The 18,708-nt window shown below is 34.2% G+C and carries 5 protein-coding genes; all 5 read right to left on the bottom strand.

The annotated features are described in order from the left end of the window. Positions 1–68: 68 nt before the first annotated feature. Positions 69–12,830: a T9SS type B sorting domain-containing protein gene (locus Q4487_RS03510; RefSeq protein WP_303541710.1), complete on the bottom strand. Its 12,762-nt coding sequence runs from the start codon at positions 12,828–12,830 to the stop codon at positions 69–71. Between the two features lie 413 nt (positions 12,831–13,243). Then, entirely contained in the window at positions 13,244–14,695 is a 1,452-nt protein-coding gene (xylE, locus tag Q4487_RS03515) for a D-xylose transporter XylE (RefSeq protein ID WP_303541920.1), read from the bottom strand. 54 nt (positions 14,696–14,749) lie between these two features. Continuing rightward, positions 14,750–16,075, bottom strand: coding sequence for a xylose isomerase (gene xylA / locus Q4487_RS03520; RefSeq protein ID WP_303541708.1), 1,326 nt, complete (start codon positions 16,073–16,075; stop codon positions 14,750–14,752). 1 nt (position 16,076) lies between these two features. Then, positions 16,077–17,561, bottom strand: coding sequence for a xylulokinase (locus tag Q4487_RS03525; RefSeq protein ID WP_303541706.1), 1,485 nt, complete (start codon positions 17,559–17,561; stop codon positions 16,077–16,079). Between the two features lie 2 nt (positions 17,562–17,563). Then, positions 17,564–18,550: a GntR family transcriptional regulator gene (locus tag Q4487_RS03530; RefSeq protein ID WP_303541704.1), complete on the bottom strand. Its 987-nt coding sequence runs from the start codon at positions 18,548–18,550 to the stop codon at positions 17,564–17,566. Positions 18,551–18,708 lie beyond the last annotated feature (158 nt).

Consider the following 18,708-nt stretch of genomic DNA (forward strand, 5'->3'; position numbering starts at 1 on the left):
TTTAAAAGCTTGCCAAAATAAAAAACCCTTCTAAAAATTTAGAAGGGTTAATATAATTTAAAAATTGCTTATCTGTATAATGTAAAGTGACCCATAAATTCTCTTTCGTCACTTTCACCATTTAATTTAATAACATACCAATAATCACCCGTTGGTAAATTTGTATTTTGGTATAAACCATCCCAACCTTGTTCATTATCCTCTAATTTATATACTTCTCTACCATAACGGTCAAAAATAGTAATATAAATATCTGGGAACTGATCTATGTTTTTAGGTATCCAAAAATCGTTTTGACCATCACCATCTGGTGTAAAGAAATTAGGAATTTCAATATCTATAAATTCCATAAATATGGTTTGTATAGATTCACATCCGTTTTCATCTACAACTCTTACTGTATACGTATCTGTCTTTTTAATGTAAAATGTATTATCATCTCCATTATTAACATCGTTAAAGTAGTATGTATACCCTGGTTTACCACCAGTTGCTAAAGCTGTAATTTCATTAATACTTTGCTGCTCTGCAATTAGTTGTAATGGTGTAAAGTCTTCTATTTCAAAATCTACCGTGTTTACACATCCATTAGCGTGTGCAATAGTAATATAATGCATACCAGGAGACAAGTTTGTAAAGTCTGGATCTAATACCATTAACGCTGGGTCTGTAGTATCTAAACCATACAGTACATCTGCTGTAACTGTTGGATCTTCAAAAATTATAGCAACACTGTTATTTGGAGTATCACCAGTACACTCGTACATAACCTCAGCCGATGCTGTTAGGTTTGCACCTGCTGCAATTTCTACAATTTCATTAGTAATACAACCCATAGCATCTTTAACAAAAATTACATAACTATTGGCTGCTAAATCTGTATACGTCATTTTGCCCTCTACAAAATCTGCATCAGCATTACTATTTATACTAGTACTGTATGGCGCTGTGCCTCCAGTTACAGTTACTGTAATTGTACCATCTTCTTCACCTGCACAAATTTCTGGTGTAGATGCTAAACTCATTTGTAACTCTACTGGTTCGGTAATTGTAAACTCTATAAGATCAAAACATCCATTTTCATCTTGTACAATTACACTGTAATCACCAGCAACAAGCTCATCAAACATATTTTCATCATCAAATCTATTAAGATCTGGAGATATTGCATATTGATAATTACCTGTACCACCAGTTACATTTAATACAATACTACCATCATCATCACCATTACAACTCACATTTGTAATATCTGGTACTACATTTAATGGTGTTGGTTCTGTTATATTTATTACACTTGATAATGTTTCACAATCCTGACTCTGTACATTTACATAGTACGTACCCATTGGTAAGTTTGCAAATATTTCAGAGGTTTGGTATGCTCTAACTTGATTAGTTAACGTAGCGTCTGTAAATAATCCGTATTCATAGTTACCTAATCCGCCATCTGCTTTAGCAGTAATTACAGCTGTACTTTCTCCGTTACAATTAATAACCGCTGCACTTTCATCTACAACAAGTGTTAAAGGTGCAATTGGATCTATAACAACAACATTAGATACAGTAGAGATACAGTTAAAATTATCTCTAACATAATATTGATACGTACCATCTGAAAGACCAGTAAATACGTGCGTTCCTGGACCGTTTGCATTGTTCATTGCTGTAAACGTTACACCATCTGTACTCCAAGTATAAGGAGCAGTACCACCTGTAGCAGACAACTCTAATGCTGCACCTGTAGTACAACCTAATGATGTTTCTGTAGCCAAGCTAGCATTTGGCTCTAGTGGATCTACAATTTCTATAATTGAAGATTCAAAGTCACAGTACATAGCATCTACAACACTTATACTATAGAAACCTGCACTTAAATTACCAAATGTGTCTGCAGACTGACTAACACTACTTGTTTCTAATGTACTACCACTAGCATCTGTGTATTTATTTAATACATACTTGTAAGTAGTAGTAACATTTCTTGGGTTTACAGTTAACGTTACTGTTGCATCAGAATCTCCATAACAAACTAAATCTGTGTTTGTAATTGTTCCTGAAATAGGATCTGGAACTACCAAATTAAACGCATTAGAGAAAGTGTTAGAACATCCCAGAGCATCATCTACAGTAACGGTGTATTGGCCTGCAGCTAAGTTTTGGAATAAGTATGAGTTAACACCACTTACTGTTTCTGTAGCCAGAGTAACATTATTTACAATAGAAATTGTATATGGAGCTAAACCTCCTGTTGGTTTAATATTTGCCGTACCCATATCATTTGTACAGCCAACATCCTCTGTAGCTATAGGATCTAATGCTAAAGCAGCACTTGGAGACTTTACATTAAACAATCTATTTTGAGTACAATCTGGGAAACCATCTTGTATTACCTCTACTCTGTAATTACCAGCGTCTAGGTTTATAGGTGCAGTAGGTCCAAAATCTGCAGAACTACCACTTCTAATAGCCATACCATCATCTAAAGGATCTGCTGGTGTATTATTAGTTTCATAAATTCTGTATGTAAATCCTCCTGTATAAGTGGCATCACTTATAGTTAACCTAACTAGTCCTTCAGTACCAAAACAAATAACATCAGATACTATCTCAACATGAACATCAAAAGTATTAGGCTCTGCTACAATGTGCTCTGTAGTTATTTGACAACCAGTAGTTGTATTTTCTATTAATATAGTATGCGTACCTGGTTGTAAATCTGCAAACAAATTAGATGCTTGAGGTGTACCACTTGGCAATAATGTAAATTGATAATCACCAGGGTTAGCACCAGTAGTATAACTTGTAATGCTACCTGTAACATCTACCCTAATATCTTCGCCGGCATTAGAACAAGCTATTGCGTCTGTTACAACAGCATTGGCCGTTAGCAATTGATTGTATGCTAACACTGTAACTGTTTGCTCTGCACTACAACCTTTATCATCAATAACACGAACAATAACATCTCCTCCGGCAAATTCTGTATAGTTATATGTTGCATTTGTACCACTTTGCAATACAGTACCAGTAGCTACATCTTCAAACTCATAACGAACGTAAGTAGTACTACCTCCTATTATACTAGTTTCATCTAAAACAATAGTTGCATTGTTTGCAGTATTATCTGATGTACAACCAAATTGGTTAACAACTGGTGTAGCAAACGCTACTACATTTGGCTCACCTACCACTACAGATGTTCTAGTAGTTACACAACCGTTTGGCCCTGTACCTGTAACATCATAAGATCCTGCAGATAAACCAGAGAACGAATTTGTAACTGGATCATAAGTTGCTGCTGGTGATATTGTATATGTTAATGGGTTATTACCATTATTTACTTCGGTAATTTTAATAACACCATCTGCACTACCATTACAAGTTACGTCTGTTGGCGTAGCTGTAAAGTTAGGCTGTATTGCTGGTGCAACTACAACTGTAAATTGTCTTAAACATTCTGGAACAGAATAAGTGTCATATACAGTTACAGTATAGGTATCTGCAGTTGTTACTACTGCATTTACTGAAGTTGTGAAACCTGTTCTAGCTACAATTTCAGTGGCAGAAGAGTTAACAATTCTATATTCATAATTACCAGATCCATCTGTTGCCTTTATTAAAATCTCGGCATCATTGGTGCAACCTAAACTTTCTTCTAGAGTAGCAGACGCCTGCAATGAAGGATAAACATCTACAGTGCTAGAATCTATACACCCATTACCATCTTTTACAAAAATAGTATAGTTGCCCACAGCTACATTTGTAAATACACCTCCGTTAGAAACGTAATTTGCACCGCCATCTATAGAGTAAACTAAAGTTGATGAATCTCCAATAGTTGTATTCACTGTTACCGTTGTAGATGTACTACAGTTATCAACTTCAATACCATCAATTGTTGGATTAGCAGCTAATAACATATTAATTGTTCCTAAAGGATAATCACAACCATATTGGTCACTAATACTAACAGTATAATTACCTGCTACAGAACCAGCAGGAATTTCTAAAGGATTATCTGGTGTACCAGTAGCAATTACTGTTGCAGAAGGATCTGTAAGAGTAAATGTATATGTACCGCCACCACCTGTGATACTCTCTACTGCAATAAGTCCAGGAGTGTCACAAGCAATATCTTCTAATTTTCTTAAAGTAGCAGTAATAGGTTCTAATTCTTCTAACAGCACATTCTCTGATGCAGATATACACGTATCTGTAGCACCATCAATTTCTGTTACTACAATGTAATATTCATCTGGCACCAAATTGGTTATTTGTAAATTACTATCAAAAGTAACTATAGTACCTGCCATACCAGGAGTAGTACCATTACCACTAGATCTAATAATGTTACCTGCTATATTGTACAATTCCCATCTGTATTGTGATCCAAAAGGGAGATCATTATCTGTAATTGTAAAATCTATTGTTGCATTATCTGCTCCATCACAAGAAGGAGTAGATGTAAAATCTACATCTAAAGGAAGTGGATCTACAATATCATTTACATTCACATCACTCTGACGAACACAACCGTTAAAATCACGCACATAAAAAACATATGTTCTACCAGGAGTTAAGCCTGTCCACAAGTAATTACCGTGCCCTGCTGTAACCGGTACAGCAGATCCAGAAGAATCATTTACTGACCCACCAGCTATCCAAGTAGCAGCAGCAGGGTTAAAGTTTGCTGGATCTTCAGAAATTGCATACTCATAACCCGGAGTACCCTCAGAACCTTGTACTTTAACTTGTAACTCATTACAATTTACAACAACAGCATCTATCGTAATATCTAAATTATCTAAAGGATAAGGAATTGTATACCTTGGAAAATCTGTTTGACAAATTGTATTTCCAGAACCATCTACCGTTCTCATAGAAGGGTAAACGCTATCTCCAGATAAATAACCAGTTAACCTATCTGTCGTTCCAGGTACAGAGTTATCTGCAGTCCAGGTAGCACCACCATCTGCACTAAATTCTATAGTTCCTAAAGTAGATGGATAAGCATCAAATCTAAAACCAAAATCACTAGCAGTACCTGTACAAGTAACAGGTGTAATACCTATAATATCTGCCGTCAACTCATCAGGGTTATTAATGGTTACATTAGGAGTAGTTGTTACTGTACAACCACTAGCATCAGTAATATTAATTGTATAATTTCCTGGTGCTAAGTTGTAAAATGTTTTGGTGTTGTTAATTACATTGGTAACTGTCTCGTTAGAGGCACCAGCGTTATCTATATCTACAATCTCGTAGGTATAAGGTGCAATACCAGAAGTTATTTGTACCGCTATTGTTCCTAAACCATTATAACAATCAGGATCTGTTGGATCAGCTGTAAAAGTTAAAGGTGTTGCTGGGTTCACTGTAACAGTTTCCATATACTCACAATGAGGATCTGACGCTCCATTGTCCCAAACATACACATCATAACTACCTGCATCTGCTGCTGCTACAGCAAATGTATCTGTTCCTGAAAAATCTGCTGCAGTAACAGGAGTTGTTGCTGGTACAAAAGCATAAGCTAAATTACCATCTCCACCTCTAGCATCTACGGTTATACTACCATCTGCACAAGAACTTACATCTACAACATTTACAGTTGCATTTAAGTTTGGTTGTATAACTATTGTTTTTAATACTGATACACATCCAAAAGCATCTGTAACTTCAATATCATAACTACCATTTGGTAAACCTGTAAATGTATGCGTATTAGAAGTTGATGGGGTTGGAGTAATCCAAGCACCTCCATTTATTCTAAAATTGTAGTCGCCATTACCACTTGTAACTGTAACAGTTACAGTAGCGTTGTTTGCACCATCATAACAAGATGTAGCAGTTAAATCAAAATCTATATCTTCAAATTTATCTACTGTTACAGCTACTGTTGAAGCAAGCTCACAACCTTTATCATCCTTAACACGAACTACATAATCTCCTTCTGTAACATTTACAAAGTTAACATCTGTTTGGTATGCTCTAATTATAAAATTATCAGCAGCTCTTTCTAACTGATATTCATAACCTGGAGAACCACCTGTAGCAGAAGCTGTTAATGTTGCGCCTGTGTTAAAACAAGTATATGCAGAAGTCTCACTTAAACTTGGTACTATTGCTGCTGGATCTGTTAATGTCGCATCAATATCTGTAACACAAGCATTATCGCTTACTTTTCTAATAAGTACATTGTATGCACCATCTGCTAAATTAGATGCTGTTGTTACTGGTGATGTTAAAGATGTTACCCAGTTTGTACCTCCATCTACAGAATATTCAAATCCTGTTGCTGCATCAAAATTAGAAACCTCAAAACGGATATTACCATCTGAACCACCATTACAATTAGGATCTTTTGTTCCTAGTAATGCTGCACTAAACTCTTTATTATCTTCTACTACAACAGTAACATCTGCAGATTGCGCACAAGCTTCTGGTGCTTGTGTAGCTCTAAGGTCATCTATTATTAAATCGTTACCATCATTACTATTTACGTTATTACGTATAACAATACCTACAGTTGTATTAGCTCCTGGGTTAAAAGTAACCGTACGGTTATGCCAGTCGTCTGCACTTGTATTTTTAGGTATTTCTGCAGTTGCTACACTAGAAATAACAGTACCAGAACCATCTACTAATTCTATTGTCATTTCTGGGTTATTACCGCTGCTACCTACTTGCATTAAGTTATATGCCCATAATGAAAAAGTAATATCTTGGTTAGCTAATACTTCTATTCCGTTTCTAGACCATAAAACACCGTTTAAAACTGGAGCTGCATATACATCTGAAAATGTACTAACATCTATAGCTAAAAAACGACCGTCTGTTAAACCTGTATGGTCGTTAGGGCTTCTGAAGCTAGGAACCGGATTGGTAACAGTGTTAGTAACTGTGTACTCACCATTTACTAAAATACCAGCCGGACCACGGTTACAAGCTGTTTCTGCTCCACTTTGCGGTTCATAACAATAATCGGATCCTATTTCTGCTATTTGTGTAGTAGCACCTGCTCCAAAACTCTCATAGAACAATGTAGACTGACCAGCAGTTAATACACTTGCATAGTCTACAGTAACCGTATAACTACCATTACCAACTCCTGCAAATACATTATTGCTTGGTGGTGTATTGTCTATTGTATTTAACTTATAAATATAGCTAAAGTCTGTTGTGTTAGACGGTGTCATAGTTATTGTACCATCTCCAATACAGTCATACGTAACACTACTAGAAAATGTTGGTGCCGTAATTGGATCTGGAACTGTAATTTCCATTTCGTAAGTACAACCTAAACCATCTCTTAAAACTAGTTCATAATCTCCAGGAGCTAAATTAGCTGTATCTGTAGCACTAAAGCTTGTACCGCCGTTAAAACTATACTCGTATGTACCATCTCCTCCGTTAGGATTTAATATTTTTATTAAGGCTCCAGCCGGGTTACAAGAAGCGTCTTCTATAATAGATGCAGAAGCAGATAACCTAAAAGGTTGGTCTATTTCATAATCTTCGCTTACCTCACAACCTGTGTCTATAGTAGCTCCGCTAGAATCCATAACTGTAATGGTATAAATACCTGCAGCTAAATTATTAAATGTGTTTACTGTTTGGTAATTTGTACCACCATCTAGACTATATCTGTAAGGTGCTGTACCTCCTGTAACATTAACTGTTAGTGTAGATGTTGCAGAATCTGCACAGGTAATTGTACTATGTGTTGCTGTTATTTCTGGAGTTCCTAAATCTTCAACAATAACAGGAACAGACGTAGCATAACATCCATTCTTATCTCTTACTATAAAAGTGTACTCACCTTCCTCATTATCAAAATAAGTTAATGGCGCACCTCTGTATCCAAATAAGAAAGTAGTACTTTCTGTAAAGGCTGAATCTGGAATAGAAGCTTCATCGGCATATAATGCTACTCCGTCTTTACTCCAAATAGCCATTTCATATACAGGGCTAGGTAAACCTCCCGTAGGAGTTAAGTTTACAACACCGGCTGTACAAGTAATATTTTCTGTAGTAACGGCACCTAACTTAAGCTCTTCTATTTCACCTACTGTTATATCTTGTGAATTTAAACAACCATCTTGTGTAGTTGTAATTACAATATAATCTCCTGGTGAAACACCTGTAAACTCATATGTATTATCATTCACAGTTGGATGGTTACGTAATGGAGAACCATCACCTCCATTAGACCCATCATCTAAACGAAGTTCGTAACCGTAATTTGGTAATGCGTTAGTTACTTGTACTGATATTGTACCACCCGTATTACAATCTTCTGGAGTTGTAGTTATATTAACAGTAAAAATATCTTCCCTAATACCTATATCTTCAGTTTCAAAAATACAAGCACCTTCTATAGGTGTATTATCTGCTGGGTTTAATTGTGTTGCTTGCACTCTATATGTACCAATTGTAGCAATATCAAAGTTTGGTCCGTTGTTAGCTGAAAAAGGAACAACTACTGCACCACTAATTCCGTCTACCAACTGAAAACCGTAACCAGCACCTACATTAGTTACTCTTATGTTACCATCTGTATCACATAAGATATTTTTAGATGTAAATTCTATATCTAATTCATTTTTAAAAACTGTAAAGTAAAAACGACTAAAACAACCACCTGAGTAACGAACAACAACTCTATATTCTCCGCTTTCTGTAGCTGTATAGTTATCTACATTAGATACAGCATTCCAAGTACAGGTTCCATTTTTATTTGCACAGTCATCACCAGCATCAGAACAACTAGTATCATCTAATTTTTCCCAAGTAATACTTTCTGCATCTGTAATACCTAACTGTATTGTAGCCTCATCTGCTGCACCACATAAATATATTTTAGGTAATAAACTACCGTCTATAGGACAAGTAGCTATTTCACCTTGCATATCATTATCTGGGTTAGCATCACTATTTACAAAATTAAAATAGTCTAATACAGGGTTTGTTTGCGTAGTACCAAAACGTTCTACTTTTATACGCTCTATTAAATTAGGGCAAGTAGCATCTCCTGTTTTTTCTACAATAAAATTACCAATAACAGTTGTTAAGTATGTACTAGGATCTGTATCTGGATCACCATCATTTAATACCGTATCACCAGAATCTACAATGCCGTTATCATTATTATCTAATACCCAGTTGTAAGCCGTAAAACCAGTACCTGCAGACAAAACAACATCATCTCCACACAATTGTACTGTTCTTGCTTGGTTACATGCTGCTAAATCATCTAAAATTGAATTACTAGCCACTTCTGGATCTCTTGTACAAGCTCCTATAGAAGTTGCACCACCCTCATCTGAAAAAGTATTTGTATTTACTGTACCTTGGTAAGTAGAGTATGCTATGTTTTCTAATGTTGAAGAACAAGCTGCTACAAACTCAGAACAATTGGCTGTAATTGATACTTTTATTCTTATAATATATTCTGGATCTCCTACTTCTACTAAGCTATTTGGAATAGTAAAGTTTAATGTGTGATTAGCAACATCTTCTGTATAAGATGCTCCTGGAGCACCAGAAAAATCTACTCCGTCTAAAATAACATTCTCTGGTAGTATATTTCTAATAGTATAATTTGTAGCATCATCATCTCCTGTATTTTGAAAACGAAGTACATACTGCATTGTTTGCCCTAAGCTAACTGCATCACCATTAATATCGGTACCAGATAAATCTTCAACTGTATTTTCTAATAAAATTTCTGGAGCAAAAACCTGTGTGTATGAAGCAGCAATTACTGTACCGTCTGTAGGGTCTACAGCAGGTGTTCCTACACCATAAACACCATCATCACCTCCATCTGCATTATCATCTTTATAGTATTCGTTAGCATCACTACACCCATCACCATCACTATCTAAGTCTAGGTGATCTGGAATACCATCGCCGTCTGTATCTAAATTAGCACAAAATCCAGAGAATGAGTCTGTATTGTAAGCTAAAAAAGCAATGTCTGCATCACTAGATAATTCTAAACGTAAAAATGCAACATCACTTATACTGCTAGCTGGTATACCAAATTCAGATAATTCAATAGTAGCTAAACGATATTCTCTGGTTGTGTTTGCAAAGAAAACGCTACCATTTGGGTAATAGACATCTAAATTATAAGCCCCAACTACTGTAGATAATGCTCCACTACCTGAAGCTTGTATTTGTACAGCATTACCTAAAGGAGCACCTGTAGCATCGTACAAACTAATAATATGCCCTGCACCACCTGGTTGTGCAACTTGTGTTAATAAAATATCAGGAATACCATCACCAACTGTAGCTGCTACAATCGGATCTATTTCATAGGTCCAGTTATTTCCAATATTTGCAATTGCTGTACCTAAATCTAAACTATTTTGACCGTTAGTTAATAAAGGGTTTAGTGGGTCTGTTGTAGGGTCCCCTACTACTGTTAAACCTAAAGCATTATTTACATCACCATCGTTAAGACTACCCTCTATAGTCATTTCTCCAAAAATATTATTAGAAGGCGTTAACCCTAACCAATTAGATTCTGAAACGGTTAAGTCTGCAAAACCATCGTTATTAGTGTCAATACCATCCATTAAGCCATTACTATTAGCGTCAAAAAGATCATCATCTATGACACCTGTAGAAAAAGTTGTTCCGCCAGAAGTAAAAGCTAATAATTCATGAGATAAGTTTGGTCTTACACTATTTATACTTGTAGAAGAACTTCTCCAAAAATCATTAAAATTGGTAAAAATTTCTGTTATTGGTGTTCCTCCTTGTACTGTTGATGAAGGAGTTCCAAAAGTTACATCTCCAGATATAGTACAAAGTTGCTCTACAGAATCATAAATACCATCATTATCGTCATCTAAATCAATAGAGTCAATTACACCATCATTATCATAATCATTATGTACAATAATTCTTGCTGTTGGACTATCTGTAGTTCTATTTGTATCTGTTTGATCTTGTGTGTTAGTTACTGTATTTACTAAATTTAATAAAGGAAGTATGTCTATCTCATCTCCTCTAACCACTAATTCTAATTCAGCAGTTTCTCCTCCATCTAGTGTACCTATGTTCCAAACATTACCACTAAATGAACCTGTTATTGTAAAGTTAGATACCAATGTTAAGCCTGTTGGTATATTATCTGTTATTTGAAGATTGGTTAATGGCCCAAGACCTAAGTTACGAACCTTAATTGTAAAGGTCGCAGTTTCACCTTCTACTATCTCAGACTTGTCTACCGTTTTGTCTAAAACAACATCTGGGTCACAATAAAGAGCTTTGATAGGCTGAGAGTCATATGTACAAGGTCCTTTTGTTCCTCTTACAAAAAATTCTCCTGCTCCAGAAGGCGCATAATTAGGACTATTTGCTCCTGGTATAAGTACTCCATCTTCATACCATTGGTAAGCATCAAAATTATTTGTTGCTTCATATATTTCTGATCCAACAAAACAACCACTACCTCCTCTTATTTCTAAAATAACTTCTGGTACTGTATCAAAACCTGAAAAATATCCTGCAACACCTCTGGCTCCATTATAACCAAAAAAGCCAACAGCTACTGGTCCTGTAGATTGTACACTTATATTACCATCTAAGTTAGGAATAAAAAATGTTTTCCAGTCTGATGTTCCTGCAACTGCTACAGAAGCTGGCATAGATGTTATTTCTGTTCCGTTTTCATAAACTTTTATGTTTGCATCTGGAGTATTAGTTGCCGCAATAATAGTTACACCACCTGTTACAGTAGTACCTGCCATATTTCTAATATTAGGAATATTATCCATATTATCTGGCAGCAAACAGTTTACAGGAGCAACAAAGTTTAAACCTTGTGTATACACTTCTGCTGCACCTGCCATACATTGGTAAGCATAAGCATCTTTAGAGGTTTGTACAAACATATTTGCACCAACACTGTTACCAGAATAGTAACTGCTTGGCACCTCAAAATACTCTCCTTCATCAATTGTTGCTATTGGTGTTGTGCCTCCATTAACATATATATTTGTGTTATCTGCTGTTCCTATAATTAAAGGAAACTCTGTTGTACCATTTGTATTACCGTTACCTCTTACAAAAACATAGTCTTTTCCTAATCTATTTTCTGGTACAGGTTGATCTATACCTGCATCTCGGTTTGATGAACCTGCCTGACGACCAAAGTTCATACCACCATTACTAATTACAATATCTTTTGTAGATTTAATAGATGCTCCAATCCACCCATCTCTTTGAGCTTGAGTAGGAGAGTTACCAACGTAAGCTTCAAAAACAAAAGACTCATTTGCGTTTAATGTTATCTGATAAGTATTATCTGTATGACCATCTACATCATTACCGTTTCTAAATACACAATCTGGATCATAACCATATACATCTACCACAGTATTATCTTCTGTAGCCATTATACCTAATGTATTAGATTTAGATGAGTGCTGTCCTAAATTAGGAATACCTCCCCATTTAAAACTTGTTCCCATTGCAACTCTACCTTTAGATGTTAAAGATGCGGCCTGTGCTGCAGAATAACCTCTATAATTAACATAGAATTTATTTCCACTAGGAGATTCAAAACGTAAACCACTGTTGTTTAATACAACACCCGTATTTTCATTTGTAACCAACGTAATATTGTTGTCTCCGTTACCAAGTGTGTATACAGCCGGACTAACATTTGAAATGTTAAACGTTGCAATTGGTGTTGTATTTGTACCTCTGTAAGCATTAACCGTAAAAGTTGTTGGTTCTGGTGTAGATAAATAAACAGCCTGTTGTTGTACAGCTTGATTATTTTGACCTTGCTTTAATGGGGGCAAATAATGGAGATCACTTAATTGGGCTTTTATTGAAAAACTAAAGCCGAGAAGTAAGAAAAGTAAAATAAGTATTCTTTTGTTCATCAGATGGTATTTGTTTGTAACTTCACTATTATTAATACTATCAAAAAGAACATTTAGTAGGCATAATTGCAATATTTTGTTGTAAAACGCCATCAGAATGTTGCCACAACTACATTTGTGAACATCAAGAAAAATTAAAAGTTAAAATGATTTTTTTAAATATGTAAAAAACATCGGTGAACGTACTATAATAGAGCGCTCAAGAGAAAATGAAGAACAAAAAACACAAATGAATTTTATCGTGTTTTAATAGCTTTTTAACCTAAAAATTTCTTTGTTTAGGCTAAAATTTATAACAAGAAATTAAGTTGAATGACTTAAAATATGGGTTATTTTTTACGCCACAAATCATTCATTTCTTCCAATGTTTTTCCTTTTGTTTCTGGTATAAATTTCCACACAAAAAATGCTGCCAAAACTGCCATTAAACCGTAAACCCAATATGCAAAACCGTGATTAAATTTTTCAATTAAATAACTGTTTTTATCCATCATAGGAAAAGTCCAAGACACCAAATAATTAGCAACCCATTGTACAGCAACAGCTACTGCAAGTGCTTTACCTCTAATATTATTAGGAAAAATTTCTGCTAACAAAACCCAAGCAACAGGTCCCCAACTCATAGCAAAACCTGCAACATAAATTAACATACACAATAATGCAAAAACACCTAATGACGCTGTAAAAAAAGAGGTTCCTAGAGCAAACATAGACACTGCCATACTTATAGCTCCTATAATCATTAATGGTTTTCTCCCAAACTTATCTACTGTTTGTATAGCTAATATTGTAAAAAGTAGGTTTATGGCTCCAACAATAATGGTTTGTAATAAAGCCGTATCTGTTTCTGACCCCATACTTTTAAAAATTTCAGGAGCATAATACAAGACTACATTTATGCCTACAAATTGCTGAAAAACAGATAGCAATATTCCTATTATTATAACAGGTATACCATATGAGAATAATTTAGCAGAATTACTTGTAACCGTATTTTTAATTTGATTTAAAATATGTAAAGCTTCTCGCTCACCATTAACCTTAATTAAAACGTCTAGCGCTTTATCTGGATTAGATTTTAAAACTAAAGATCTTGGTGTATCTGGTACAAAAACCAATAACAGTAAAAACAAGCTTGCAGGTATTATTTCTGATGCAAACATCCAACGCCAACCAATTGTATTTAACCAATTTTCATCTCCTTGATTTGAAATAGAATAGTTTACAAAATAAACTATAAGCATACCAAAAATTATAGCAAACTGATTCATAGAAACTAACTTTCCTCTTTTATTAGCTGGAGCAATTTCTGCAATGTACAAAGGTGATAACATAGACGCTAAACCAACACCTATACCTCCAATAATACGGTATAAGATAAAAATATACATAAAAGTATGGTCTGCCTCTCCTATTGGTTTTATAAACAGCTCTGGCATAGCAGAACCTAAGGCTGATATTAAAAACAAAGTAGCTGCTAAGATTAATCCTTTTTTTCTTCCAAGGATTTTACTTATTAAACCTCCAAAAACACCACCAATAACACATCCTATTAGCGCACTAGACACTAAAAAGCCAAGTCTTACATTAGATGCTGTTTCAGACAACCCAAATGGTAATACAAAAAACTGTTCCAGAGAACTTACTGTTCCAGATATTACTGCAGTATCATAACCAAATAGGAGTCCGCCTAAAGTAGCTACCAAGGTTAGTCTCCATAAAAATAAAGTATTGGTTGAGGTTTTCATAAGTTTTAAGGTTGTTGGTTGGTACTTGTTAATAAAAAAAGGTGCAAAGCCAGTTTATGCGGCTTATGCACCTTAAGTTATATTTTATTATATATATTGATTTATGATATTCTCAAACAATTCTTGCTTGCCACTTTTTAAATCTAGCTCACCATTTTCTAATGCTATTTTATGTAAATCTTGAAGGCTTAATTTTCCGTTTTCAAAGTCTTTACCTTTTCCTGTATCAAAAGAAGCATAACGTTTTTTTCTAAGCTCATCATAAGCAGAAGAATTTATAATTTTTTCTGCTGTTAACAGTGCTCTAGCAAAAGTATCTGCACCACCAATATGTGCTAAAAAAACATCTTCTAAATCTGTAGAATTTCTACGAATTTTAGCATCAAAATTAACACCACCACCTTGTAAACCTCCAGACTTTAAAAATACTAACATTGCCTCTGTAGTTTCTTGTATGTTATTAGGAAATTGGTCTGTATCCCAACCATTTTGGTAATCACCACGGTTTGCATCAATACTACCAAGCATACCTTCGTTAGCTGCAACCTCCAACTCATGCTGAAAAGTATGTTGTGCCAAAGTAGCGTGATTTACCTCTATATTAATTTTAAAATCTTTATCTAAACCATACTTACGTAAAAAGCCAATTGCAGTAGCCGAATCAAAATCGTATTGATGTTTCATTGGCTCCATAGGTTTTGGCTCTATAAAAAATGTACCTTTAAACCCTTGTGACCTAGCATAGTCCCTAGCTGTAGTTAAAAACTGCGCCATATGATCTAACTCTCTGCCCATATCTGTGTTTAACAAAGACATATAACCTTCTCTACCACCCCAAAACACATAATTTTCTCCGTTTAGAGCAATAGTAGTATCTAATGCTAATTTTACCTGTGCTCCTGCTCTTGCAACCACATTAAAATCTGGATTAGTAGCAGCACCATTCATATACCTTGGGTTAGAAAAACAGTTTGATGTTCCCCAAAGTAACTTCACTTTTGAAGCTTCCATTTTATCCTTAAGATAATCTGTAATACTATGAATTCTTTTTTCCGATTCTACCAAAGTTGAACCTTCATTAATCAAATCAAAATCGTGAAAACAATAATAATCAAATCCCATTTTTGTAATAAACTCAAATGCAGCATCTGCTTTATCTTTTGCTGCTTGTAATGGGCCTGATGAAGAGTCCCAAGGAAAATTTTGAGTCCCAGGCCCAAAAGGATCTGAACCCTGACCACAGAAAGAATGCCAATACGCAATAGCAAATTTAAAATGCTCTTTCATTGTTTTACCAGCTACCATTTGGTCTGGATTATAATATTTAAACGCTAAAGGATTTGTAGACTCCTTCCCTTCAAACTTGATGTCTCCAATACCCTTAAAATATTCTTTATTGCCAATTAATGCCATATTATTTATGTTTTAAAATGATTTCTAATTCGTTTTTCCATTTCTCGTATGCCAAAACATAAGGAGTTTTATTTTTTAATGGTTTGTATGTTTTTATGTGATCATTAGTTGTGCTATTGTTTTTAAATACTGTAAAATCACCATTTTTTACACCCGCAGCCTTTGCTGCACCAACAGCGCCTGTGGTATTGTATATTTCTATTTCATAACCAATTAAAGTAGCTACTGTTTCAGAAAAAATTTGAGACCTAAATAAATTATCGTTTCCTGCTCTAATAACATTAATAGCTGTATTATCCTCTATTAATATTTGCATACCATACGCAAATGAAAAAGCAATACCTTCTAATGCTGCTCTATATAAATGTGCGTTTGTATGTTTATTTAGGTTTAGATTACAGAAATGAGTCCCTATAGTTTTATTATTAAACATACGTTCTGCTCCATTACCAAATGGTATTAAACTTAATCCATTAGACCCTACAGAAATTTTAGAGGCCATTTTATTCATCTCCTTATAACTAGTAGCTCCTAAATTCTGTTTTAACCAACGGTATTGAATTCCGGCACCGTTTATATTTAAGAGTTTACCTAATACAGGCGTATTTTGAGTATAATTTACGTGAGCAAAATGGTTAATTCTAGATGTTTCTTTAGACTGCAAATTGCTTGTTACTGCATATACTACACCAGATGTACCTCCGGTTACTGCAACCTCTCCGTGATTAAATACATTTAAAGAAAGTGCATTATTTGGTTGATCTCCGGCTCTGTAATTTACAGGAATACCAACAGGAAGTCCAGAAGCTAAAGATGCATTATTAGTTACAACACCCTGATTTGTAAAGTTTGATAGAATGGTTGGTGTTAACCCTTCATTTATCCCATAATGATTTAATAAAAACGAAGCCAATTCATCATTTTTAAAATCCCACAAAATCCCTTCAGACAATCCGTTTTTTGTAGTGTTTACTTCCCCTGTAAGTTGCATTGCAATAAAATCTCCTGGAAGCATATATTTATAAATTTTACTATAAACATCTGGTTCATTATCTCTAACCCATTTTAGTTTAGATGCCGTAAAATTTGCAGGTGAATTTAAAAGTCTTGCTGCACATTCTTTTTTACCAATTTTATTAAAAGCATTTTCCCCTATTTCTACAGCTCTACTATCACACCAAATAATAGAATTACGTAATGACTTTAACTCTTTGTCTACAATTACTAAACCGTGCATTTGATAAGAAATACCTATTGCAGATATTTTAGATGCGTTAATACCAGATTCTTTAATTGCTCGTTTTGTAGCGTTGCAAACGTGTTTCCACCATTCATTAGGATCTTGTTCTGCCCAATTTGGTTGATGAGCAATAATTTCCATTTCACTTTCTGGCTCATTAACAATAATTATTTGTTTGCCTGTATCTGCATCTACCAATGCTGCTTTAACAGAAGAACTACCAATATCATACCCTATATAATACATACTTATAAAGATTCTCTTAATATTAATTTTGTTGGAATATAGCTTTGCAAAGGCTTATCATTAGTAACGAAAGAAGCAGCTGTAGAACCTAAGGCTTTAAAATCTGTAGATACAACGCTAATACCTTTATATATAAATTTTTTCATTGGAGTTTCATTATAAGACAAGAAACCTACATCTGTACCTGGCTCCAAATTTTGATCTTTACACTGTTCTAAAAAATTACCTAAAACTCTATCACTTACACTTATGTAAGCTTCATTATTTATAACCTTAAAGTCATTTACATCTAATACAACATCAAAATCTAAATTGTTTTCCTTACAGAATTTCTTAAAATATGTAACCGTTTCAAAAGGATGAAATGTGAATGTAGGATACACAAATACCAGCCGCTTGTATTTTTTTAAATTAGAGATAGCCTCTTTTAAAGCATTAGAAAAAGAAACGCCAAAATCTTGAAATACATAATTGTTATATTCTTTTGCGTGTATATTCCAATCTATTAAAAGCAGGTCGTCATTATCAAAATTAGACAATACCTCGGCAACTTCATTATCATTAAAACTCATAACAACATACTTAAAATACTTTCCTTTGCTGTTGTTTAATATGGTTTTAAAGTTTTCTATTTTGTAATGGTGAAACTGCACATCTACAATTACATTTTTAGGCAAGTTATTTACAAAAGAATGATATAAAACTTCTTTGTACGCTTTAAAAGTATCTAAAACTAGAAGTACTTTTTTGGTATCATTTGCTATATAGTATCCTTTATTTGGAACAGATATTATAACACCATTTTCTTTTAAAATAGAATATGCTTTAAATACGGTATCTCTAGACAAACTAAAATCTTTACATACATTGTTTACAGAAGGTAAAGCATCACCACTAGTTAAAGCATTACTAGCTAAAGCATCATTAATTGCATTAACCAATTGTAAGTATTTTGGAATATCACTGTTAGAGTTAATTTTAAATTTCATAAACCGTTCTGTTCTGTTCTGGTTAGTCAAATATAGAAAATTACTTTTAATTAGTAAATAAGTCATAATTAGTAAATATATATAGTAAGTAAATTCTTAAACAAAAGATGCATTTCAACGTAATTAAAAGACCTTATAACTAAAAAACATAATAAATA

It is taken from the genome of Cellulophaga sp. 3_MG-2023 (genome assembly GCF_030546975.1).
GTDB lineage: Bacteria > Bacteroidota > Bacteroidia > Flavobacteriales > Flavobacteriaceae > Cellulophaga.